17 protein-coding genes and 1 riboswitch are annotated in these 23,176 nt (G+C 62.5%); of the genes, 11 read left to right on the top strand and 6 right to left on the bottom strand.

Features of this window, described 5'->3' with window-relative positions:
* Positions 1-119: 119 nt before the first annotated feature.
* Positions 120-1,199, top strand: coding sequence for a selenide, water dikinase SelD (selD, locus tag AT395_RS08080; protein WP_042112228.1), 1,080 nt, complete (start codon positions 120-122; stop codon positions 1,197-1,199).
* 69 nt (positions 1,200-1,268) lie between these two features.
* On the opposite strand, the gene AT395_RS08085 is transcribed toward selD, so the two are convergent.
* From AT395_RS08085 to AT395_RS08100, 4 genes are all read right to left on the bottom strand, one after another.
* On the bottom strand, positions 1,269-2,090 hold the full coding sequence (locus AT395_RS08085) for an alpha/beta fold hydrolase (RefSeq protein WP_048627606.1): 822 nt from the start codon (positions 2,088-2,090) through the stop codon (positions 1,269-1,271).
* A 14-nt stretch (positions 2,091-2,104) separates the two neighbouring features.
* Positions 2,105-3,667: a benzoate-CoA ligase family protein gene (locus AT395_RS08090; protein WP_048627605.1), complete on the bottom strand. Its 1,563-nt coding sequence runs from the start codon at positions 3,665-3,667 to the stop codon at positions 2,105-2,107.
* A 142-nt stretch (positions 3,668-3,809) separates the two neighbouring features.
* Positions 3,810-5,414, bottom strand: coding sequence for a 3,4-dehydroadipyl-CoA semialdehyde dehydrogenase (locus AT395_RS08095; RefSeq protein WP_048627604.1), 1,605 nt, complete (start codon positions 5,412-5,414; stop codon positions 3,810-3,812).
* A gap of 61 nt (positions 5,415-5,475) precedes the next feature.
* On the bottom strand, positions 5,476-5,946 hold the full coding sequence (locus AT395_RS08100) for a DUF4863 family protein (protein ID WP_042112224.1): 471 nt from the start codon (positions 5,944-5,946) through the stop codon (positions 5,476-5,478).
* 267 nt (positions 5,947-6,213) lie between these two features.
* Between AT395_RS08100 and AT395_RS08105 the strand changes: the two genes are divergently transcribed.
* The 5 genes from AT395_RS08105 to AT395_RS08125 all read left to right on the top strand — a co-directional run bounded on the left by AT395_RS08105 (position 6,214) and on the right by AT395_RS08125 (position 12,575).
* Positions 6,214-7,128, top strand: a complete 915-nt coding sequence (locus tag AT395_RS08105) for a helix-turn-helix transcriptional regulator (RefSeq protein WP_042112223.1) — start codon at positions 6,214-6,216, stop codon at positions 7,126-7,128.
* Positions 7,129-7,240: 112 nt separating this feature from the next.
* Positions 7,241-8,896 (top strand): 2,3-epoxybenzoyl-CoA dihydrolase, encoded by a 1,656-nt coding sequence (gene boxC, locus AT395_RS08110; protein ID WP_042112222.1) that lies wholly within the window; start codon positions 7,241-7,243, stop codon positions 8,894-8,896.
* A 109-nt stretch (positions 8,897-9,005) separates the two neighbouring features.
* Positions 9,006-10,433 (top strand): benzoyl-CoA 2,3-epoxidase subunit BoxB, encoded by a 1,428-nt coding sequence (boxB, locus tag AT395_RS08115; protein WP_042112221.1) that lies wholly within the window; start codon positions 9,006-9,008, stop codon positions 10,431-10,433.
* A 37-nt stretch (positions 10,434-10,470) separates the two neighbouring features.
* Entirely contained in the window at positions 10,471-11,727 is a 1,257-nt protein-coding gene (gene boxA, locus AT395_RS08120; RefSeq protein ID WP_042112220.1) for a benzoyl-CoA 2,3-epoxidase subunit BoxA, read from the top strand.
* Between the two features lie 266 nt (positions 11,728-11,993).
* A complete protein-coding gene (locus AT395_RS08125; protein WP_042112219.1) occupies positions 11,994-12,575 on the top strand; it encodes a DJ-1/PfpI family protein in 582 nt (193 codons plus the stop codon).
* A gap of 58 nt (positions 12,576-12,633) precedes the next feature.
* Here the strand turns inward: AT395_RS08125 and AT395_RS08130 are convergent, their stop codons facing one another.
* Positions 12,634-13,149: a 2-thiouracil desulfurase family protein gene (locus AT395_RS08130; RefSeq protein ID WP_048627603.1), complete on the bottom strand. Its 516-nt coding sequence runs from the start codon at positions 13,147-13,149 to the stop codon at positions 12,634-12,636.
* Between the two features lie 171 nt (positions 13,150-13,320).
* Here AT395_RS08130 and AT395_RS08135 point away from each other — a divergent pair, with 171 nt between their 5' ends.
* Positions 13,321-14,745: a hypothetical protein gene (locus AT395_RS08135; protein WP_048627602.1), complete on the top strand. Its 1,425-nt coding sequence runs from the start codon at positions 13,321-13,323 to the stop codon at positions 14,743-14,745.
* A gap of 25 nt (positions 14,746-14,770) precedes the next feature.
* Here the strand turns inward: AT395_RS08135 and AT395_RS08140 are convergent, their stop codons facing one another.
* A complete protein-coding gene (locus AT395_RS08140) occupies positions 14,771-15,715 on the bottom strand; it encodes a LysR family transcriptional regulator (RefSeq protein ID WP_048627601.1) in 945 nt (314 codons plus the stop codon).
* 120 nt (positions 15,716-15,835) lie between these two features.
* Here AT395_RS08140 and AT395_RS08145 point away from each other — a divergent pair, with 120 nt between their 5' ends.
* From AT395_RS08145 to AT395_RS08160, 4 genes are all read left to right on the top strand, one after another.
* Entirely contained in the window at positions 15,836-16,846 is a 1,011-nt protein-coding gene (locus tag AT395_RS08145) for a zinc-dependent alcohol dehydrogenase family protein (protein ID WP_197088149.1), read from the top strand.
* A gap of 31 nt (positions 16,847-16,877) precedes the next feature.
* A riboswitch (ZMP/ZTP riboswitch) is annotated at positions 16,878-16,985 on the top strand.
* 98 nt (positions 16,986-17,083) lie between these two features.
* Positions 17,084-18,331, top strand: coding sequence for a serine hydroxymethyltransferase (glyA, locus tag AT395_RS08150; protein ID WP_042112214.1), 1,248 nt, complete (start codon positions 17,084-17,086; stop codon positions 18,329-18,331).
* Between the two features lie 18 nt (positions 18,332-18,349).
* Positions 18,350-18,832: a transcriptional regulator NrdR gene (nrdR, locus tag AT395_RS08155; protein WP_010808637.1), complete on the top strand. Its 483-nt coding sequence runs from the start codon at positions 18,350-18,352 to the stop codon at positions 18,830-18,832.
* A gap of 899 nt (positions 18,833-19,731) precedes the next feature.
* Positions 19,732-22,944 carry an autotransporter family protein gene (locus tag AT395_RS08160; RefSeq protein WP_167370720.1) on the top strand — a complete coding sequence of 1,071 codons (3,213 nt, stop codon included), beginning with the start codon at positions 19,732-19,734 and terminating at the stop codon, positions 22,942-22,944.
* Positions 22,945-23,176: the final 232 nt, after the last annotated feature.

Raw genomic sequence — 23,176 nt, forward strand, 5'->3', positions numbered from 1 at the left:
ACGTCGAGTTTTGGCAAACTGTCGTCACCCGGGAGCGGCGAGCTTTGACGAAGCCCTGAGCGGTACTCATACGCGCTTCACGAAGGGTTCCCGGCTATCCCCAACGAACATCAACGACCATGACCGCAATCGATGCAACTCAAGCAGGCGCCGCACCGGCCGCGCCGCGTCTGACTTCGCTCTCGCACGGCGGCGGCTGCGGCTGCAAGATCGCGCCGGGCGTGCTATCCGAACTGCTCGCCCGTAACGAAGCGCCGCTGCCCGCGCCGGCCGCGCTGCTGGTGGGCACGGAAACCTCCGACGACGCTGCGGTGTATCAGCTCAACGACGAACAGGCGATCATCGCAACGACGGACTTTTTCATGCCCATCGTCGACGACCCGTTCGACTTCGGCCGTATCGCCGCGACCAATGCGCTGTCCGACATTTACGCGATGGGCGGCAAGCCGATCTTTGCGCTCGCCATTGTCGGCATGCCGATCAACGTGCTGCCGCGCGAGACGATCCGCGAGATTCTGCGCGGTGGCGAATCGGTCTGCGCCGAGGCGGGCATTCCGATTGCAGGCGGCCACAGCATCGACTCGGTCGAGCCGATCTATGGTCTCGCCGCACTCGGGGTCGTGCATCCGAAGCGGCTGAAGCGCAATTCCGACGCGCAGGCGGGCGACGTGCTGGTGCTCGGCAAGCCCCTCGGTGTGGGCGTGATGTCGGCGGCGCTCAAGAAGAATCAACTGGACGAGGCGGGTTATCGCCGCATGATCGACGCCACGACACGGCTGAACCGTGTCGGCCCGGCGCTTGCCGCGTTGCCCGGCGTGCATGCGCTCACGGACGTGACCGGCTTCGGTCTGCTCGGCCACACGTTGGAAATGTGCCGCGGTGCGAATCTTGCGGCCTATCTGCGCATGTCCGATGTGCCGCTGCTCGACGGTGTGCGCGAGTTGGCCGACAAGGGATGCATTACGGGCGCGTCTGGCCGCAACTGGGCGTCTTACGGCGCGTCGGTCGACATGGGGGAGCGTTTGACGGAGCGTGATCGCGATCTGTTGTGCGATCCGCAGACCGCCGGCGGGTTGCTGGTGTCCTGCGCGCCCGGCGCGGTCGACGATGTGCTCGCCGTTTTCCGCGCGGACGGCTTCGACGAAGCCGGTATTGTCGGCGCGATGCGCCCGGGCGCGCCCGGCGTGCGAGTGATCTGAGGTACGGTTCAATCACCGGCTGACGGGCGCGCTCGCGAGAGCGATACGCGCCCGCAACGGCACCTTACGTCACGCTGCCCGACGGTCTGCGTGATTGCCGATGAAAGCGATGATAGCTTCGCCCAGCGGCGCTGGCGCATCGCGATGCGGCGAGTGCCCGCAGGCCGCTAACTTCACCACCTTGGCGTGCGGCACATGCGCAGCGATGCTGTCCATTTGCGCCATCGTGCCGTACTCGTCGTCTTCGCCCTGAATGGCGAGCAGCGGCTTCGAGATGCTCGCCACGGCGCCCTCCAGATTCCATTCGCGAAACGCCGGGTCCAGCCAGATATCGTTCCAGCCCCAGAACGCCGAATCGACATCGTCGTGATAGCGGCCGAGTTTTGCGGGCAAGTCGGTCGTTTCGTACACGGCCTTTGTCTTCGCAATGCTCTCGACCGACACATCTTCGACGAAGAGGTGCGGCGCGAGTACCACCGCACCGGCGAGCCTGTCCGGGAACGCGGCCGAGAACAGCAGCGAGATCGAGCCGCCGTCGCTATGACCCACAAGCCACAGACGATCCGCCTGATCGGGGCCGACACCGACCGCGTCGAGAAATGCGGGCAACACCTCACGGGCCTGACGGTGCATGAAATCCACCGGCCACTTCTCGTCGCGTGCGCGCGGGGTGGAGCGGCCGTAGCCGTTGCGCGAATACACAAGGCCACGATAGCCGCCGGCGTCGCACAACTGCTGCGGCCAGTCTTTCCACATGGCGACGGAACCCAGTCCTTCGTGCAGAAAGACCAGCAGCGGCGCTTGCGTGCGTTCGCGGTTGATCCATCGATACTCTAGCGAGAGCGGGCCGTGCGAGGCTGTCTCGATCCGGGCGAACTGTACGTCCGACATTGTCGTGTCGTCTCCTAAAGCAACTCGCGCAGCTTGAAGCGCTGCACTTTACCGGTGGCTGTCTTCGGCAGATCGTCGACGAACACCAGCTCGCGAGGGTATTTGTGCGGCGCGAGCCGGGCTTTGACGAACGCCTTCAACTCGGTGGCCATCGCGTCGGTCGCGGCGACCCCCGGCTTGAGCACGACGAAAGCCTGCGTCTTGGTCAGGCCGTTGTCGTCGCGTCCCACGACACCGGCTTCGAGCACGGCGTCGTGCTGCATCAGCACCATCTCCACTTCGATGGGCGAGACGTACTGGCCGCTGACCTTGAGCATATCGTCACTGCGTCCGGCATAGACGTAATACCCATTGGGCAGACGCTGGTACTTGTCGCCGCTCCTGAGCCAGTCGCCGAGGAATGTCGCGCGCGACTTCTCGCGATTGCACCAATACATGAGGGCTGCGCTCGGGCCTTTGATGTACAGGTCGCCGATCTCGCCATCGGGCACGGGCTGACCGTTCTCGTCGCGCAACTCCACGGCGTAGCCCGGCACCGGTTCGCCGGTCGTGCCGTAGACGACCTGTCCCGGGCGGTTCGACAGGAAGATGTGCAGCATCTCGGTCGAGCCAATGCCGTCGAGAATCTCCGCACCGAAATGCGCGGTAAATCGCTCGCCGATTTCACGCGGTAGCGCTTCGCCTGCCGAGGTGCACACGCGCAACGCCACGTCCTGGCGGGCGGGCAGATGCGGCGAGGCGAGTAGGTTGGCGTAGAGCGTGGGCACACCGTAGAAGATTGTCGGACGATGTTGGCACAGCCGCTTTGCCACGGCTTCCGCGGTGGGGCGCTCGGCCATCAGCACGACCGTAGCGCCGACCGTCAGCGGGAACGTCAGTCCGTTGCCCAGCCCGTACGCGAAGAACAGTTTCGCTGCGGAAAAGACAATGTCGTCTTCGCGAATACCGAGCACATTTCGGCCATACGTCTCTGCCGTCCAGTACAGGTTGGCATGCGTGTGCACGGTGCCTTTGGGCTTGCCGGTCGAGCCCGAGGAGTACAGCCAGAACGCAATGTCGTCGCCGGCGGTATCGGCTGGCAGTGCGCTCGGCGGTCCATCGAGCAGCGCGTCGAATGCCGGCACGATCGTTGCCGTGTCCGTCTCGGCGGCAATCGGTTGCGAGACGACGCACGGTGGCGGCGAGGGCACCTTCTCCAGTGCTGCCTGCACCGTGGGCATGAGCGCGCCGGACGCGATGACGAGTTGCGCCTTGCTATGCGCAACCATGTACGCGTAGTCGTCGGCGGTAAGCAGCGTGTTGACGACCACGGGCACGACACCGGCGTACAAGGCGCCGAGGAACGCGATCGGCAGGTCGACGGTGTCGAGCATGACGAGCAGAATGCGCGCTTCGCGATGGATGCCGGCGCGGGCGAGTCCGGTCGCAAAGCGCCGGCTTTGCTCCGCCAGTTCGCCATAGGTGAGCGTGCGCGTGTCGTCGATATAAGCAGTCTTGGCAGCGCGCCCGCGACCAAGCGCCTCAAGGTGCGCGGCGAAGTTGAAGTTCGCCGGCGGTGGGGTGAGTACGGCTTGCATGTTGCCTCCGGTGGATCACCGCGCGGCGCACCGCTCACGACTGAACGGTGGATGCGCGGCGTGAGTGCTTTATGGCGCTCTGACGGCGCCTGTATGAATCACCTTGACTGCGACGGCTTGCGACGTTGGCTGGCTTGATACGCTAAGACTTCGGAAATTCGACGGCGTCCTGCGTCAGCGCTTCGACCAGCGCGGCGGGGCCCTGTACGGCCGAACGCACATGATAGAAACGCAGTGCGCGAAGGCCACCCAGTTCTTCGCCACCGCCGGCACGACCCGGCCCGCCATGCAGCGATTGCGGCATGACGTTGCCGTGACCCGTCTGGGTCTTCGCCACAGAAGGGTCGACCGCATGCACGCGGCCATGTGCATCGGCCAGTGCCAGGGCGGGAGCGCGCATGGCGAGGGCGTCGTTGCTATAAAGGGAGACGACGAGCGAGCCTTGCCCGCGTTTGGCGAGCGCGACCGCCTCGTCGAGATCGCGATAGCCCACGAGTGTTGCGACAGGGCCGAAGACTTCCGTGTCATGCACGCGCTTGCCGCTCGCGCCATCGCGCAAGCCAAGCAGCACGGGCGCCATGCAGGCGCTGTCCGGCCCGGCGTCGACGAACACGGCATCGCGATTCCCGTCGTAAAGCGTTTCGGCCTCCGCCTGCAAATGCGCGATGCCGTCGAGCACGGCACGTTTTTGCGCGACGCTCACGAGCGAGCCCATCGTCACGGTCTCGTTGCGGGGGTTGCCGACGACCGTCCTGGCGAGACGCTCGGCAATCGCCGCGGCGGCGGCATCGAAGAGATCGACAGGGACCATCGCGCGGCGGATTGCCGTGCATTTCTGGCCCGATTTGACGGTCATCTCCCGCGCGACCTCGCGCACGAACTGGTCGAATGCGGCGGTGCCCGGCGCGGCGTCGGGTAACAGGACGGCACTGTTCAGGCTGTCGGCTTCCACGTTGATGCGCGCAGAGCGCTGCGTGAAGGCCGGATGCGCGCGCAGCGTGGCCGCAGTGTCGGCCGAGCCGGTAAAGGAAACCACGTCGAACGGCCCGATACGGTCAAGCAGACCGGCCGCGCTACCGCAGATCACCGACAGGCTGCCCGCGGGCAGAATGCCTGCGGCAACGATATCGGCCACCATGCGCTGCGTCAGCCAGGCGGTCGACGTTGCGGGTTTGACGATAACGGGCACGCCCGCCAGCAGTGCGCCTGCGGCCTTCTCCCAGAGTCCCCATGCGGGAAAGTTGAATGCGTTGATGAAGAGCGCCACGCCTGGCGTCGGACGGAACACGTGGCGCACCGCGAACGAGGCGTCCTTGGCCAGCGGCACGGCGGTGCCGTCGAGCAACGTGTGGGCGTCGCCAAGTGCGGAGCCGAGCTTGGCGTACGTTGACAAGGTATAGATGGCCCCGTCGATATCGACGGCGGAGTCAGTCGCAACGGTTCCCGAATTGGCGGTGGCGATGGCGTAATAGTCGTCCCGATTCGCCTGCAAGGTGGCCACGATTTGCGAGAGTCGCTGTGCACGTTCGCCATACGACAAGGCACGCAACGCGGGGCCTGCCGTCTCGCGGGCGAAGGTGAACGCGGCGTCGAGATCCAGACCGGCGCTCGACACGTAGGCAAGCGTTTCCCCAGTCACGGGATCGGTGAGCGCGGTATGTCCACTCGCGTTCGACGTCTGCGGTGCACCGGCCACCCATTGGCCAGCGACGTAGTTTTCCAGCAATGCAGGGGTGCTCATAACCATGAACCGAAGTGAATCCAGCAGGTAAACATGCGAGGTGCAGTGTGTCCGGGCGCGCGCCGGATCAGGCGCTACGCGTGAATTCGATCGCGCCTTCCGGCAGCAGATACAGGACGAGGGCACGCCCGTTGGCGACCGTCGGCCGATGCGCTGTGCCGGGACCGTACACACACCAGCCCGCCGGATGCCCGTCGAAGGTGGCGCCCGGGGTGAGCGGCATGATCAGATCGATTTCGCCATTGGGATGCACATGGTGGGGGCCGGCAAGATCGGCCATGTCCACCACGTCGACGGAGAAGCCGTGCGTGTCGGGTGTGGGTTTGATCACACGCCCGTAACGAATGCCGCCGCCTTCGCGATTGCAAAGCCAGCCTTCGGCAACGCCGGTGCGGCAGGCGTCGGCCAACGCTTCGAAACCGGCGGAACCGGCACCGTAATGCGTGTTCAGCCATTCGGCGAGGTGGGCGTCGATGGGGCGGCCGTCGAGTTGCCGGGTGAGATCGGCAATCAGCGCCTGAAATTGGGGCACATCCATCCATGTCTCCTGGGGACGTCGCAGTCGCTGTACCGTTCGCGGCGTAGTGGGCCCGAGTCGCTCGGGAACCGGCATTGCCTGTGCAATGCTCTGTCGCTCGCGCATTGCGGTCTGCGCACTGTCTGTTGATATGACGCCGATCAAGGGCGGTGCACAGAATGTCTGGCCCGCGTTTGCTTTTTTATCGGCGCATGGTGAAAATTAGAGCATGCAAATTTCGCTGTCAAGCAATATATTACATGTTACCTGCTTCGAGGATCTCGCCTGATGAATAAGAGTGCGCAAGCCGATGGGGTGCCGACGGCGCGCGGCGCCGGGGAGAAGGACCCGTTCCTGGTCGCGCTGGGCGAGCGGGTGCGAACGCTTCGCGCCCGGCGCGGCCTGACCCGTAAGGCGTTGGCGCTGGATGCGGCCGTCTCCGAGCGTCACGTCGCCAATCTGGAGTCGGGGGTGGGTAATGCGTCGGTGCTGTTTCTCCGCCAACTGGCACAGGCACTAAATTGCACGTTGGCGGAGATCGTGGGCGACGAAACGACGTCGTCGGCGGAGTGGTTGCTCATTCGCGAGATCCTGCACGGGCGCGACGGCGAGGCGCTCACGCGGGCGCGTCAGGCGCTGAGTGAGTTGTTCGCTGGTAGCGAGCGCGACCCCGACCGGCGCGGACGCATTGCGCTCATCGGGCTGCGCGGTGCAGGCAAGTCGACGCTGGGCCGCATGCTCGCCGACGATATGCATGTGCCTTTCGTCGAACTCAATCGCGTGATCGAGCAACTGGCAGGCTGCCCGCCATCGGAAATCTATTCGCTGTATGGCGCCACGGCCTACCGCCGTTATGAGTTGCGCGCGCTGGAAGCCGTGGTGGCGGAGCATTCGCGTGCTGTGATCGCGTCGCCGGGCGGTATTGTGAGCGACGCCGCCACGTTCAATTTCCTGCTGACGCACTGCTATACGGTGTGGCTGCAAGCGTCGCCGGAAGAGCACATGAAGCGGGTCGTCGCACAGGGCGATCTGCGGCCGATGTCGGGCAATGCGGAGGCGATGGACGACCTCAAGCGCATTCTGGCGGGCCGGCAGGACTTCTACGCCAAGGCCGACATGAGCTTCGACACCGGTGGCCGTGCGCTGGCCGACGCCTACCTGCAGCTTCGCGGACGCCTGGCGGTGCAGTTATCGTCGGATTGATCTCTTCGTTTCTGCAAAATAATTCATTTTTATTCAAATAAACGATTGACGACGTGGTGATGCTGCACTATATTGCAATCCAACAAGATCATTATTCGTGTTGGAGGCAATCATGTTCGGCAAACCCCACGTCGACTACCGTACGGACCCCACGCAGTACAAGCATTGGAAACTGAGCTTCGAGGGCCCGGTGGCCACGCTTGCGATCGATATCGCGGAAGACGGTGGCATTCGCGAGGGCTACAAGCTCAAGCTCAATTCGTACGATCTCGGTGTGGATATCGAACTGCACGATGCCGTGCAACGCATCCGCTTCGAGCACCCGGAAGTGAAGACGGTCGTGGTGACGAGCGCCAAGGACCGTGTGTTCTGCTCGGGCGCCAACATCTTCATGCTCGGCCTGTCCTCCCATGCGTGGAAGGTCAACTTCTGTAAGTTCACGAATGAAACGCGCAACGGTCTTGAAGACTCCAGCCGCCACTCCGGTCTGAAGTTTCTCGCCGCGGTGAACGGCGCGTGCGCCGGCGGCGGTTACGAGCTAGCGCTCGCTTGCGACGAGATCTATCTGGTCGACGACCGGTCGTCGTCGGTTGCGCTGCCCGAAGTGCCGCTGCTGGGCGTGCTGCCGGGCACCGGCGGCCTCACGCGTCTGACCGACAAGCGACATGTGCGCAACGATCGTGCCGACATTTTCTGCACCATTGTCGAAGGTATTCGTGGCGAGCGCGCCAAGCAGTGGCGTCTGGTCGACGAGGTGGTCAAGCCCGCGCAATTTGCGCAAACGGTCGCGGCCCGTGCACTGGAACTGGCGCAGGGTAGCCATCGTCCGGGGGGCAAGGGCGTGACGCTCACGCGTATCGAGCGCACTGACGAGCCGGACGCCATCCGCTATGAATTCGTCGATGTCGAAATCGACCGCGCGAATCGTACGGCCAGCATCACTGTGAAGGCGCCGAAGTCTGCGCCGCCGTCGGATATTGCCGGTATCGAAGCGGCAGGCGTGAACTGGTGGCCGCTCAAGATGGCCCGCGAACTCGACGACGCCATTCTCAATCTGCGTACGAACGAACTCGACATCGGCACATGGTTGCTGCGCACCGAGGGCGAGGCGAAACATGTCCTGGCCGCCGACGCCTCGTTGCTGGCGCATCAGGATCACTGGTTCGTGCGCGAGACGATCGGCATGCTGCGCCGTACGTTTGCGCGTATCGACGTGTCGTCGCGCTCGCTCTTCGCGTTGATCGAGCCGGACTCGTGCTTCGCCGGCACGCTGGCCGAATTCGCTTTTGCCGCCGACCGCACCTACATGGCCGCGCTGCCGGCGAGCGAGGAAGACGAACCGGCGATCACACTGACCGAAGTCAACTTCGGCTTGCTGCCGATGGTCACCGATCAATCGCGTCTGGCGCGCCGCTTCTATGAAGACGCGGCCGAACTCGACGCCGTGCGCGCCACCATTGGCCGTGCAGTGCGTCCGGATGAAGCCGAGCGTCTGGGGCTGGTCACGGCCGCCGTCGACGATCTCGACTGGCCGGACGAAATTCGTATCGCCATCGAGGAGCGTGCGGCCATGTCGCCCGATGCGCTCACCGGCATGGAAGCGAATTTGCGCTTCAACGGCAAAGAGACGATGAACACCCGTATCTTCGGCCGCCTGTCGGCGTGGCAAAACTGGATCTTCATCCGTCCGAACGCCGTGGGCGAGAAGGGCGCGCTCAAGGTCTACGGCAAGGGCAACAAGGCGCAGTTCGACCTGAACCGCGTCTGACGAAAGGGCGGCGCCGCCACCGGTGCCCGACACCGGGCGGCGCGGGCTTCAGACGAGACGTTTTTCACAGAATACGCACGAGACACCACGAGACACGAGGATTCCCACGATGGCTTCGATCAACTACAGCGAGAAGATCCCCAACAACGTCAACCTGTCGGACGACCGCACGCTGCAACGCGCGCTGGAGCAGTGGCAGCCGAACTTCCTGTCCTGGTGGGGCGACATGGGCCCGGAAGGCTCGCACGGTTTTGACGTCTACCTGCGCACCGCCGTGAGTGTGGACCCGAGCGGCTGGGCGCACTTCGATCATGTGAAGATGCCGGACTATCGTTGGGGTATTTTCCTCACGCCGGGCGAAGCCGATCGCAAGATTCACTTTGGCGAGCACAAGGGCGAGGCCGCATGGCAAGACGTGCCGGGCGAGCACCGCGCGAACCTGCGCCGCATCATCGTCACGCAGGGTGACACGGAGCCGGCGTCGGTGGAGCAGCAGCGCCACCTTGGGCTGACGGCGCCGTCGATGTACGACCTGCGCAACCTGTTCCAGGTGAACGTGGAGGAAGGCCGCCACCTTTGGGCGATGGTCTACCTGCTGCATCGCTACTTCGGCCGCGACGGTCGTGAAGAAGCCGAAGCGCTGCTTGGCCGTCGCTCGGGCGACGACGACAATCCGCGCATTCTCGGTGCGTTCAACGAAAAGACGCCGGACTGGCTGGCGTTCTACATGTTCACGTACTTTACCGATCGCGACGGCAAGTTCCAGCTCTCGGCGCTGGCCGAATCGGGCTTCGATCCGCTCGCGCGCACCACGAAGTTCATGCTGACCGAAGAAGCGCACCACATGTTCGTGGGCGAGTCGGGAGTGTCGCGCGTGATTGCACGCACGGCGCAGGTGATGAACGAACTCAAGACCGACGACGTCTCGAAGCTGCGTGCGGCCGGTGTGATCGACCTGCCGACGATTCAGCGCTACGTGAATTTCCATTACTCCGTGACGATCGACCTGTTCGGTGCGGACCAGTCCTCGAATGCCGCAATCTTCTACAGCTCCGGCCTGAAGGGGCGCTATGAGGAGAGCAAGCGCGACGACGACCATCAACTGAACGGTCAGATGTACCGTTTGCTGGACGTGGACAACGGCAAGCTCGTCGAGCGCGAAGTGCCGATGCTCAACGCGATGAACGAAGTCCTGCGCGACGACTACATCAAGGACTCGGTCGCTGGGGTGAATCGCTGGAACAAGGTGCTGGAGAAGGCCGGTATCGATTTCCGTCTGACGGTGCCGCACAAGGCGTTCAATCGTCAGATCGGTACGTTCGCCGGTGTGCGCGTGTCGCCGGACGGTCGCGTGGTGAGCGAGACGGAGTGGGCCGCGCACGAGCGCGAATGGCTGCCGTCGTCGGAAGACCGTGCGTATGTGGCGTCGCTCATGGGCCGAGTGGTCGAGCCGGGCAAGTTCGCCAACTGGATTGCGCCGCCTCCGATGGGCATCAACCGTCAGCCTATCGACTTCGAGTACGTGCGCTTCAACTAAAAAAGCAGCAGCGCATTCCCCACAAGGAGACAGCATCATGAACGGCCCCGTTCCGGTCGAAGTTCTGAAGCAGCATCTGATCGATCCGGAGATCTGCATTCGCTGCAATACCTGCGAGGAGACGTGTCCGATCGACGCGATCACGCACGACGAGAACAACTACGTCGTGCGCGCGGACACGTGCAATGGGTGCATGGCATGTATCTCGCCATGCCCGACGGGGGCCATCGACAACTGGCGCGACGTGCTCAAGGCCGAGGCGTACTCGGTCGACGAGCAACTCACGTGGGACGAACTGCCCGTGCAGGACGACGCTATCGCCGGTCAGGGCTCGATCGGCGAAGCGGCCGAGGGCGCCGCCGGCAAGGCCTCGGCCGACATGCCCGAGCCGGTCATCGGCGGCTCGGATCTCGTGCGCGGCTCGGTTGTGCCGCCGTGGTCGGCTGCGAAACCCTACGTCAATCTGTACAACCACAAGGCGCCGATTCAGGCCACTGTGGTGGGTAACTACCGGTTGACCGACACGAGTGCCGAGAGCGATATCCATCACATTGTGCTGGACTTCGGCAAGCAACCGTTCCCAGTGCTCGAAGGGCAGTCGATCGGCATCATTCCGCCGGGCACCACGGCCGACGGGCGAGCGCATCACGCGCGGCAGTACTCGATTGCGTCGCCGCGCGACGGCGAGCGTCCTGGCTACAACAACCTTGCGCTCACGGTCAAACGCGTGACCAAGGATCATCAGGAGCAGGCGGTCGGTGGGGTGTGCTCGAACTACCTGTGCGATCTGAAGAAGGGCGACGTGGTGAATGTGATGGGCCCGTTCGGCAGCACGTTCCTGATGCCGAACCACGCCGATTCGCATCTGCTGATGATCTGCACCGGCACGGGCGCCGCGCCCATGAGGGCGATGACGGAATATCGCCGCCGCCGCCGGATGAAGGGGGCGACAGGCAAGTTGATGCTGTTCTTTGGCGCGCGCACGCAGGGCGAACTGCCGTACTTCGGCCCGCTGCTCAATCTGCCGAAGGATTTCATCGACACGAATCTCGCCTTCTCGCGCACGCCGGGGCAAGCGAAACGCTATGTGCAGGACGCGATGCGCGAGCGCGCAGCCGATGTGGCGGCGCTGCTGCGCCACGAACACACGTACATCTACGTGTGCGGATTGAAGGGCATGGAGGATGGTGTGCTGCAAGTGCTGCAAACCATTGCGGGCGAGGCCGGGCTCGACTGGCAGTCCCTGTGGCAGCGGATGAAGACGGAAGGGCGTCTGCATCTCGAAACTTACTGACGCGACACACCCGACTGACGACACTTCACGATATTGACGCGCGCCCGGCAGATAGCGGATTCGACCGGGCAGCGTGGGCTTCCGATTGACCGACGGCGTTTTGCGCCGACTTGACACCGCGTGCCTCGGCACGCGGTTTTTTTTCGCCTGCCTTCGCTGACGAGGCGTAACGGCGGCGCGTTCGATGCCGCCCCGGAGGTGTCACCGGAATTGAGTAACATGGAGGGGCTGTTTCCCTTCCATCTTTTCTCTGAACGGAGAGTCACATGGGCAAGAAGCGGATTCTGGTACTGGCGGGCGACTATGTCGAAGACTACGAGTTGATGGTGCCTGTGCAGGCGCTGAGCGCCGTGGGGCATCGGGTGGAAGTGGTCTGCCCGGGCAAGAAGGCGGGCGACAAGGTGCGCACCGCGATTCATGATTTCGAAGGCGATCAGACATATAGCGAGAAGCGTGGACACGATTTCACGCTGAACGCCACGTTCGATGGACTGTCACCGGCCGACTTCGACGCGTTGGTAATTCCCGGCGGCCGCGCACCGGAGTATTTGCGTCTGAACAACGAGGTGCTTGCGGCGGTGAAGCACTTTGCCGAGAACGACAAGCCGATTGCGGCGATCTGTCACGGTGCGCAGTTGCTTGCGGCCGCGGGCGTCATTGAAGGGCGTGAGTGTTCGGCTTACCCGGCATGTGCTCCGGAGGTGCGTCTGGCGGGCGGAAAGTATATGGAGATCGCCATTGACGAGGCGCATACCGACGGCAAGCTCGTGACCGCGCCTGCGTGGCCCGCACATCCCGCATGGATCGCGCAGTTCCTCGTTGTATTGGGAACGAAAATCGAGCTGTGATATCCGGTGTCTGATGCCTGATTGGCGTTTGTTTCGCAGTCGAGAAGACGGCGCGCTATCAAAGGGTGTCGATGGCGCGCAGTCTTTCGTCTGCCTCGGCGAGCGTGTGCTCGCTGAATACTTCAATACCGTGCTGTCGCAACCACGCGGCTGCCACACCTTCGCCCGCCATCTGCCGGCCGCTGAACGAGCCGTCATAGATCGACGTGCTGCCGCACGACGGGCTGCCTTCCTTGAGTACCGCAATGCGGATGCCGTACCGCTGCGCCAAAGCCAGCGCGCGTTGCGCGCCTTCGAGAAATGCCTCGGTGACGTCGGCCCCGGTGTTGTCGATCACGCGCGAGTGCTTTTGCCACACGGCGTTGCCACCCGTTGCGCCAGCGATCTCGGCGGGCGGGCGCGGGGTAGGCAATCCGCCGGCGACTTCGGGACAGATCGGCAGAATGAAACCGTTGGCTTGCCAGCGCTCGAGAATGGCGGCGGCGTGCGATTCGCAGGGGGCGGTGCGTCCGTGATAGCGCACCGGATGGCCCAGAAGGCAACTGCTGACAAGAATGCGGGGAAACGTAGACATGGCGCGAGCCTATCACGCGTCTGCCTATCGCACGCAGCGGAATTGTCCGAACTTGCCTCGTTTTCCAAAGCGCGCTGCCCGCTTGCGCAGCAAGATCAGCCGATCTCAACAGGGGCGGCTGACATGCGCTTGGCGCGCGGACGTCCTGCCATACGACCAAGGAGTGTCGTGATGGACATCAACGCTTGTTCGCCGGGAGGCATCGCTGCCGGCAGTTTCTCTACTGTGCGGCCGGAACGGAACGCGGCGGTGCCGGAACCCGTGCCTCTCGCAGCGTTCGGGCCCGTTACAGGACACGACGGCAGTGGCGCATCGTTGCCGCCTGCCGGGCCGTACGACTTTTCCGAAGCGCGGCCCGTGCACGAGGCCGAGCCGCCGGGGGCGAGTCGGGAAACCGTGCGAATGTCGCTGGGGCAGCGCGCCGACGCCGCGCAGTTCGTCGTGAGGGCCTGTCCAAGCACCTGGCGCGCAACGCAGGCATGGTTCGCTTCCCGGCTGTGGGGTGCGTTGGGGCTCGCCACGCCAACGACGCTTTTGGTGCGCGGGTGCTCGCTCGCGTTCGATGGGACGCATGCGCCCGAGCGCGTCTATCTGGCAACCACCGACCTGCCGGCCTATCGGCCGCTGGGGCAATGGCTGGAGGGCGATGCCGCGTGGCGTGTGATCGACGGTGCGCGCGGTGGTGCCGACGATGCGTGCAGGCAAGCCCGCGCCGAAGTCGACGAGATCGGGCTGCAAATGGCACAGCGTGCCACCCTTGCTGCGCAACGCCCGACGAACGCGCACGCGCATGCTGTCGCCGTCGAGGCCCGCAACGACAGACGCGCGGTGCTCTGTCGGGCGCTTCCCGACGTTTATCAGTGCGCGTTGGAGCGGCACTACATTGCTGCGCTTTGGCTCGACAATCGAGATTTGTGCGACGCGTTCATGGGGAATATCGGTGTCTGGCGCGACAAGGACGATTTGCCTTACATCATGACCGTGGACTTCAGGGCCTGCTTTGGCGCAGCGGTTCCGGGCGAATGGGATGGCGGCGGTGAAGGCGGGCACGACGGTGAGCGATCGCGGCATCGGCAGGGGCTTGCTTCACACGGGGCACTGCATCGTGCAGGGCGCTCAGGGCAATCCGATACCGGGACATTCGGCGCATTGATACCGGAAGGTGCGCTGACGGATTCGACGCGGTTTCGGCACGGCAAGTATTGCACGCCATTTGCGCGCAGGCTCGGTGCCATGACGCTGACCACAGACGCCAGGACCATGCTCGACGAAATGAAGGATCCGACCGGCGTGCGTGCACTCGCGGCCGAGATGGCTTACCGGCTGGGGCGCATTGGCGCGTCGGATATCTTGCCGTGGGCGGCGAGCGCCAGTCTCATTGCGCGCGCGGTGCCTGCGTGCAACGGTGGCACCGACGACGAACGCGTTGACGACCCGGAGACGCTGGTGCATCGGATCCTGTCGCGTCGAGACTGTCTCGCCACGCTGCTGGGTGGCACCTGGGCGGCGCAAGCCTGGGAACGGCTATATCCGATGCGCGCCGCGGCGATCAAGGCACGGCAGTCGCCGTTTCTGACGCCCGAACACACCCCGTAGTGATCCGCGACAGGTGCTCCGTACATTACGGCGTTGGCGTCATGACACATGCGGGGGCAGCGAGCAACTCGCGTGTGGCGTCGACCAGCGCGTCGATGGCAGCGCGCAGTTTCGGCGACGGATGCCGCGTGTCGGGCCAGACCAAATGCAGCGGCGTGGCGGGCGCGTACACCTGCGTCAACAATCGCTGAAGTCTGCCGGTGCACAGTGAGTGCGCGGCGACCCAATGCGGAACACAGATAATGCCGAGTCCTTGTTCTGCGGCGTCGACCAGCGTGACGAGGTCGTCGAGCACGAAGCGCGGTGCCCGGCGCGCTTCGTGCACCATCGACAACGCGGTCCATTCATAGAGACTGCCGTTGCGTCCGTACATCAACCGTTCGTGTGCGGCGAGGTCAGCCGGGGTCTGTGGCGTACCGCGCTCGGCGAGATACGCGGGCGAGGCGCATAGCACCATCGTTTGTTCGCCCAGCGAACGGGCCTTGAGCCCGGGCGTGTCGTCGAGATGACCACTGCGCACGGCGAGGTCATAGCCTTCTTCGATCAGGTCGACTCGCCGGTCGCTGAACGCCATTTCCAACCGTAACTGCGGGTGGGTGCGGGCCAGCCCCAGCAAGACGGGGGCGATGCACTGCCGGCCGATCTGTACCGGCATGGTCACCCGGAGCTTGCCCATCGGCGTTTGCGAGCCGGCGCTCAGTTCATTTTCGGCTTCCGACAGCTCCGCCAGCACCTTCGTGCAGCGTTGATAGAAGGTCTGCCCCTCGTCGGTCAGATGCTGGTTGCGTGTGGTGCGATGAAACAGGCGCACGCCCAGCCGCGCTTCCAGCCGGCCCACCCGTTTGGCGACGGCCGAGCGTGTCAGGTGCAGCCGTTGTGCGGCGCCCGAAAAACTACCGGCATCGGCGGCGGCCACGAAGGCGGAAATGCCTGATAGCCGGTCTGGCGTATAGATCTCATTGGTTCCCATAAGTCGCCAATTTGTGGAAAAAGTGCCAACACTGCCGCTGAGTATTCTCCAATAAGCTGACGATGTCTACCCGGTGTACCGGGCATTTCAAATCGGCAAAAGGACTTGGCAATGACAACGATGCAGCAATGGCAAATGGCGACGCTGGGTGAAGCGGCCCTTGAGCGAGTGGGTGTAGACATTCCGCAGCCGGGCCCGGGCGAGGTGCTGGTGAAAGTGGGCGCGGTATCGCTCAATTACCGCGACGCGTTGATGATCGATACGGGCATGGGGTTGCCGGTGACGTTTCCGTTCGTGCCGGGGTCGGATATGGCAGGCGAGGTTGTGGCCGTTGGCGCGGGCGTGACCCGCGTTGTCGTGGGCGAGCGTGTCGTCAATACGTTCTGGGACCGGTGGATCGGCGGCGAGCGGGCGCCGGAGGGCTTGGAAATCTTCGGCGGAACCTTGCAGGGGGTGTTGCGCGAATACGCCGTATTCCACGAGGCGTCGCTGGTGCATGCGCCCGAGACGCTCGACGATGTGGCTGCCTCAACGCTGACTTGCGCAGGACTCACGGCATGGTTTGCGCTGTTCGGTACCGGCCGCAAGCTGGCGGCCGGCGAGACGGTGTTGTTGATCGGGACGGGGGGCGTAGCGCTGTTCGGCGCACAACTCGCGCTGGCTCATGGCGCGAAAGTCATTGTCACGAGCGGGAGCGAAGCGAAACTTGCCCGGGTGGCGGCGTTGGGCGTTACCCATGGCGTGCGGCGGCGTGAGGGCTGGGCACAAGAGGTGCTCGAACTGACGCAGGGCCGGGGTGTCGAGCAGGTGCTGGAACTGGCGGGGGGCGATATGCGGGAGACGATGACGGCGCTCGCCCCGGGCGGCAAGGTCTCGGTTATCGGCATGCTGGGCGGGGACACGCTGCAACTGCCGGTATACCCAGTGTTGCTCAAACGTGCCCACATTCAGGGCATTGGGGTGGGGCACCGGGACGGGCTGGAAGCCCTGGTGGCAGCGATCGACCGCCACGGCATCGCGCCGGTGGTCGACGCTGTCTACGATTTCGCCGACGTCGACAAGGCGCTGGCGCACCTGCGCCGGGGGGCATTCGGCAAGGTGGTCGTGCGGTTGGCCGGGCCGGTTGCCTAACATCAAAAGCTCGCATAAACTATCGACGCCACAAACCCCGCGTGACTGGCGATTAGGGTGCACAGCCTTGTGCGCCCGAGGTGGATCAACCCACCGGGAAGCGCCGGGGTCTTATTTGCCGTTCGCCTGGGCAGCCGTGATGGTTGGTGCTGCCCTGTCTATCGTCTTCCGAAGCACAAAGGAAGGCGCGCCGCAGCATCCCCTCCCGGAAAACCTGTTCAATTCAACGGAACCGCCATGTTCGACAAATCGAAATCTACCGTTGCCGCCGTCGATCCCGACGTCTGGGCCGCGATTCAGAAAGAAAATCAGCGTCAGGAAGATCACATCGAGCTGATTGCTTCGGAAAATTACACCAGCCCGGCCGTGATGGAAGCGCAGGGCTCGCAACTGACCAACAAGTATGCGGAAGGGTATCCGGGCAAGCGCTATTACGGTGGTTGCGAGTACGTCGATATCGTTGAGCAACTGGCCATCGATCGTGTGAAGGCGCTGTTCGGTGCGGAAGCCGCGAACGTGCAGCCGAACTCGGGCTCGCAGGCCAACCAGGGTGTGTATTTCGCCATGCTCAAGCCGGGCGACACGATCATGGGCATGAGCCTCGCGCACGGCGGTCACCTCACGCACGGTTCGCCGGTCAACATGTCGGGCAAGTGGTTCAACGTGGTGAGCTACGGCCTGAACGAGCAAGAAGACATCGATTACGACGCTGCCGAGAAGCTCGCGCAGCAACACAAGCCGAAGATGATCGTGGCGGGCGCATCGGCCTTCGCCCTGAAGATCGACTTCGAGCGCATGTCGAAGATCGCCAAGTCGGTTGGTGCGTACTTCATGGTCGACATGGCGCACTACGCCGGTCTGATCGCCGCTGGCGTGTACCCGAACCCGGTGCCCCACGCCGACTTCGTGACCACGACCACGCACAAGAGCCTGCGCGGCCCGCGCGGTGGCGTGATCCTGATGAAGGCCGAGTTCGAGAAGCCGATCAACTCGGCGATCTTCCCGGGCATTCAGGGTGGTCCGCTCATGCACGTGATTGCCGGTAAGGCTGTCGCGTTCAAGGAAGCTGCCTCGCCGGAATTCAAGGCCTATCAGGAACAAGTTGCAAAGAACGCTCGCGTGATGGCCGAAACGCTGGTCAAGCGCGGCCTGCGTATCGTGTCGGGCCGCACCGAATCGCACGTCATGCTGGTCGACTTGCGTGCCAAGAACATCACTGGCAAGGCAGCGGAAGCCGCGCTGGGCGAGGCGCATATCACCGTCAACAAGAACGCGATTCCGAACGACCCGGAGAAGCCGTTCGTGACGAGCGGTGTGCGCCTGGGCTCGCCGGCCATGACCACGCGCGGTTTCAAGGAAGCCGAAGCGGAACTCGTCGGTAACTTGATCGCCGACGTGCTCGACAACCCGGAAGACGCTGAAAACCTGGCCCGTGTGCGTGCACAAGTGGCTGAGTTGACCAAGCGTTTCCCGGTCTACGGCTAAGCCGAGAGCCCCGCACACATGCGCTGCCCGTTCTGCCGGCACGACGACACGCAGGTCATCGACTCGCGTGAAGCGGAAGACGGCGCTGCCATCCGGCGGCGCCGGAAATGCCCGTCGTGCGACAAGCGTTTCACCACCTACGAACGCGTCGAGCTGGCGATGCCGGCGGTCGTCAAGAAAGATGGCAGCCGCGCCGAGTACGACCGCGCGAAAGTGCGCGCCAGTATGCAACTGGCGATTCGCAAGCGCCCGGTGAGCGCCGAAGCGATGGATGCTGCAATTGCGCGCATCGAGTACAAGCTGCTGGCCGGTGCGGAGCGTGAAGTGATGAGCCAGCGTATTGGCGAGCTTGTGATGCGCGAGTTGAAGCGGTTGGACAAGATCGCCTATATTCGCTTTGCGTCGGTGTATCGAAGCTTCGAAGATATCGCCGAGTTCCGCGATGTGCTCGAGGAGATCGACAGCACCGATATCAAGCCTAAGCGTAAGCCGGTGGGTTGAATCGCTAGGGGGAGGCGACAACAGCGCGTGTGAGCGTCAATGGAGGCCGTGAGGCCACCTCCGACGCAATGAATGACGGAAAACCCGTCGTGCCCGAAAGGGCGCGACGGGTTTTTTTATGCCCGCGCGGTTTGAGGTGACACGCCTGCGCGATGACGAAAATGTGACGCCTCGCAGCGCCAAAAACGCCAATGGGAAATCACTTCATTGCGGCTCTGCAACGTTGCGTGCGTACCTAATTGCGCGTTTATTTTGGGATGTTGGTGTTGATTGAGTGGTTGATTTGGGATGTTTCATCTGAAATTTAATTAAAAATAATAGGATTATTCGCAATTTTAGATGTCCGGGTTTTTTGGGGTATTTACCAAAAAGCCATCAGATCTAATTATTTTCGATGACATCTATTTAGAATTCGCCACTTCGCGGTGAGGCACCGCTGTTGTTGTCGCGATTAGGTGATTTGCCGTCGTGAAGAATTCTATTGAGGTTATCGAATGAAAAGCAAATTTCAGACGTCGCAAACGCTTCGTCAATCCAAGATCTGTCTGGCGGTCGCGACGATGCTCGCGGCGATGAGCATGCCTGCGCAAGCGGAGAACGTCATTGAGAGTGAGGCGGCGGCGTGGAGCGAGGAAAAAAGTAATGTCGCGAAGAGAATGAGCGACCGACTGCAAAGGCTGACGGATGAGTATCAGGAGAAGCTTGAAAAGGCTAATAGTCAGAGTTCGTTGAAAACGGTTCGTTTGAATATTTACTCGAAAACTAAAGATATTGCCAGTGAAATTGATTACAAGAAAGAAATGGCGAATTTGTCTGAGGTGGCTGATAAATTAATTGCCGATTTGAAAGGGGGAGGTCGGGAAATTGAAGGGTGGTTGCTCGATTTGCGGGTGGCGGATATGGAAAATGTCAAACGGGAAATCCAGAAGGTCATGGACGCCGGTTCGGACGAGTTTGAAAGAGCGCGCGGGCAGTTCGATGTGTTCCTGAAAAATAATGCCGAAGCTCTTAAGAGCGCCGATGAGGCGCTGAGTGTCGGCGCGAAGAAGACTGCGCTGAATGCACGTTTCGATGCACTCAATAATGCGGACGAAGCGACTTTCAAGCTTATGGCCAATACCAAGGAGTTGGTGGCGTCTTCGCAAAACGGCAGCGCTGCCGCACTGACGTGGGGTAACAACAATCTATTTAACGCGCATTTCGACGAGGGCTACCCCGACGGGGCGAGCCAGATCGGCAAGGAAACCGTACTCGATATCACGAAGCGCTCAGGTGCCGTATCGGATGCGATCGATGGGGCGAATGGTCACGAACGCGACGTAGGCACGATTCGAGTGGCGAAAGATGTGACTCACCTGGTGGGCGTTATTGAAGGGTATCTGAACGTTAATCAGGGGCTTGAAGGCGCCGGCGAACTGGCCGTGGCCGTTGGGAACAGCGGATCGCTCAATTTTGAAAAGGGGGGCAAAGGGATCGATCCTGCTGCACGGCACGTAGTTCTGATCGCCGGAAGCGGTGCGAGCGCGGAGGAAGTCGTCGCTGGCGCTTTCGGGACGGGCGGGAAAATCGATGAAGAGCCGGGGGTGATTCGGTTTCTTGCAGGCACAAGCGCTCAAAATGCTGCGATCGCAATCGCCACGGGCGCTCAACTGCGATTCGAGGAGGGCTCCAGTGCCGGCGCCAGCACCATCATGGTGAATGATGGAACGGTGCATTTCGACGACGCACACGCCGGCAGTGCGTCGATCCAGAACGCTGGCAGGCTCGTAGTTGACAGCTCGACGATGGGTACCAGTAGCGTAATTAATGGCGCCGAGGGTGAGTTCACTGCGAGCGATACGCAGCTCGAGAAAATGCACTTGACGAATCTGGGCACTACCGAGTTTTTTGGGGCTGCTGGCGGAAACGCTCGCATCTCGAACGACGGCGACGGCCACGTGACGATCCACGACACCAATCTGGAGAATCTGAGTATCGATAACGCGAACGTTCTGGAGATTGTGAACTCAAGCGCTGGCAAGGCAACGATCTTGAATGCACAAGGTGCTGTCGTGATGTTTAGCGATACGGCGTTGGAATCACTGCAACTCGAGAATCGAGGAACGGTGATTGCAAAGGGCAACACCACGGCGGATAACGCACGCATTCGTATGAGTGGGGGCGTGTTTGATGTTTCAAATATCGAAGGACCCGAAGGGCGTAGGCATCTCGACGGAGAAATCACAATCGGTTCACTGTCTGGTCGCGGCGATCTGCTCGCCGAAGACACCCACGCCACGCTTGGCTCCTTGAATCAGGATGACGTGTTCGAGGGACGCATTCTCAATAGTCAAGAAGTACCTTTGGATGCCAGCATGAAAATGCGCGCTCAACTCGCGAATGGCGATGATGCACAGGAGCTGGCTGAATACGAAGGCGTGAGATTGACCAAGGTTGGCACTGGTAATTTGACACTCACCGCGGGCCAGAGCGACGTGTCGATGATCGCCGTTGAGGCGGGCATGCTCACGGCTGCTCACGTCAATGCGTTGGGTGCCGGCACGGTGAGCATCGCGGCAGAAGGTACGGTCGCGCTGAATCAGGACGTAACGGGCGTGACCGAGTTGACGAATGCCGGTACGTTGAATCTGGGCATGAACAAGCTCGAGGTGGGCACGTACGCGTCTGAAACAGGCGCGAAGATCAAGTCTCGCATTGAGAAGGTCGATGGAGAACTGCGCGGTGGCAATATCCGTGTTTCGAAGGAAGGCAATTTCGAAAAAACGGAGCTGTTAGTCAGCGCTGCGAACGATATTGAAATTCAGGATATCGTGGGCAATTTCGAAGTCGTGCAAGCGGAAGGCGATGCACAGGTGACTGGCGGGAAAGTCACCGTGGGTAGCATCTCCGTCGATAGCAAGCCGATTACGGAAGACCCGAAGCCGGTGATCGACACAAAGATCACGGAAAAGAACATCGTTAAGTTCGTGGCGGCCGACGGTGGCTACACGGCCAACGAGCAAGCGGTGCTGGCCTCGGTGGATGGCGTGACGGTGGGCGACCTGAGCTCGGGCAAGATTGGCGGCAAGGTGCTCTCGGCCATGGCGCTACAAACGGCGGGCTCGGACGAGCAACGTAAGTCGGCACGCATGCTCTCGGGGGAGTCGCTGGTGAATAACGCGGTGGCGGCGCAGGCGGCAGCCACGACGTTCCAGCGCGGCATGCAAACGCGCATGATCGCGGGTGGGGCGATGTTCGACGACAAGACCACGAACGGCGCACTGGCGGCGGATAACGGTATTGCCGGTTGGGCGTCGTTCAACGGCGGCAAGACGAGCCAGCGCGGTGACGGCATGTCGTTCGACGTGAAGGGTCTGGACGGTGCGATCGGTGTGGACAAGCGAGTGAATCGGAACACGCTGGTGGGCGCCTCGGTGGGCTTTGGCAATCAAGAGTCGAAAGCCAAGGGTCTGGCGGGCGAGTCGAAGGTCAACAGCGTGAGCGTGGGTCTTTACGGTTCGCATCTGACGGATACGAACTGGTTCGTCAACGGCGGCGCGTCGTACACGAATCACAGCGTGAAGACGGATCGCACGGTGAGCGCACGTAACGCGTCGGCGCGGCTGACGGGCAAGACGAGCGGTCAGACGTTCGGCATGTTCGGTGAAGTGGGTAAGCGCTTTGAGGTGTCGGGCATGAACATCGATCCGTCGGTGGGGGTGCGTGTGGCGTCGACGCGTTTGAACGCGTTCGACGAGGCGAACCGAGACGGCTCGGGCAACGATGGCCTGAAGGTGGGTTCGCAGTCGCAGACCTCAACGCGAGGGGTGTTGGGCGTGCGTCTGTGGAGCGAAGTGGCGAGCGTTGCGGGTGGCAAGGTTGCCCCGTCGCTGCGTCTGACGTACGAGCGGGAGTTCAGCAACACGCAGAGCAGCCTGACGAGCGCGATCTATGGCGCATCGAACAAGTTCACGGTGAAGGGTCCGAAGCTGGGCAAGGACATCTTCACGGCGGATTTGGGGCTGGATATGCAGCTCAAGAAGCAACTGGAGGTGCGCGTGGGCGGTAACGTGAGCGTGCGTAAGGGCGAGAACGCGCTGGGGGGTGGTATCTCGGCGAAGTATCGCTTCTAAGGAAGTCGGCAGGACGGCTTTCCTCGTGAGGGGAAAGCCCGGATCTCTTCCCAAGGGGGTCCGATCCGAGCGGCGTACCGCGCAGTCATGAGCGGTGCGTCGTGGGTTGAATATGGGTTGAAGCCCCCGTTACTTATTGGTAACGGGGGCTTTTGCATTTGAGCGCCAGCGTCAATCCAATTTTCAATAAGGGGCGGCAATGTGAATGATTCTGTCCATAAAACCGAGGCCG

It is taken from the genome of Pandoraea apista (genome assembly GCF_001465595.2).
GTDB lineage: Bacteria > Pseudomonadota > Gammaproteobacteria > Burkholderiales > Burkholderiaceae > Pandoraea > Pandoraea apista.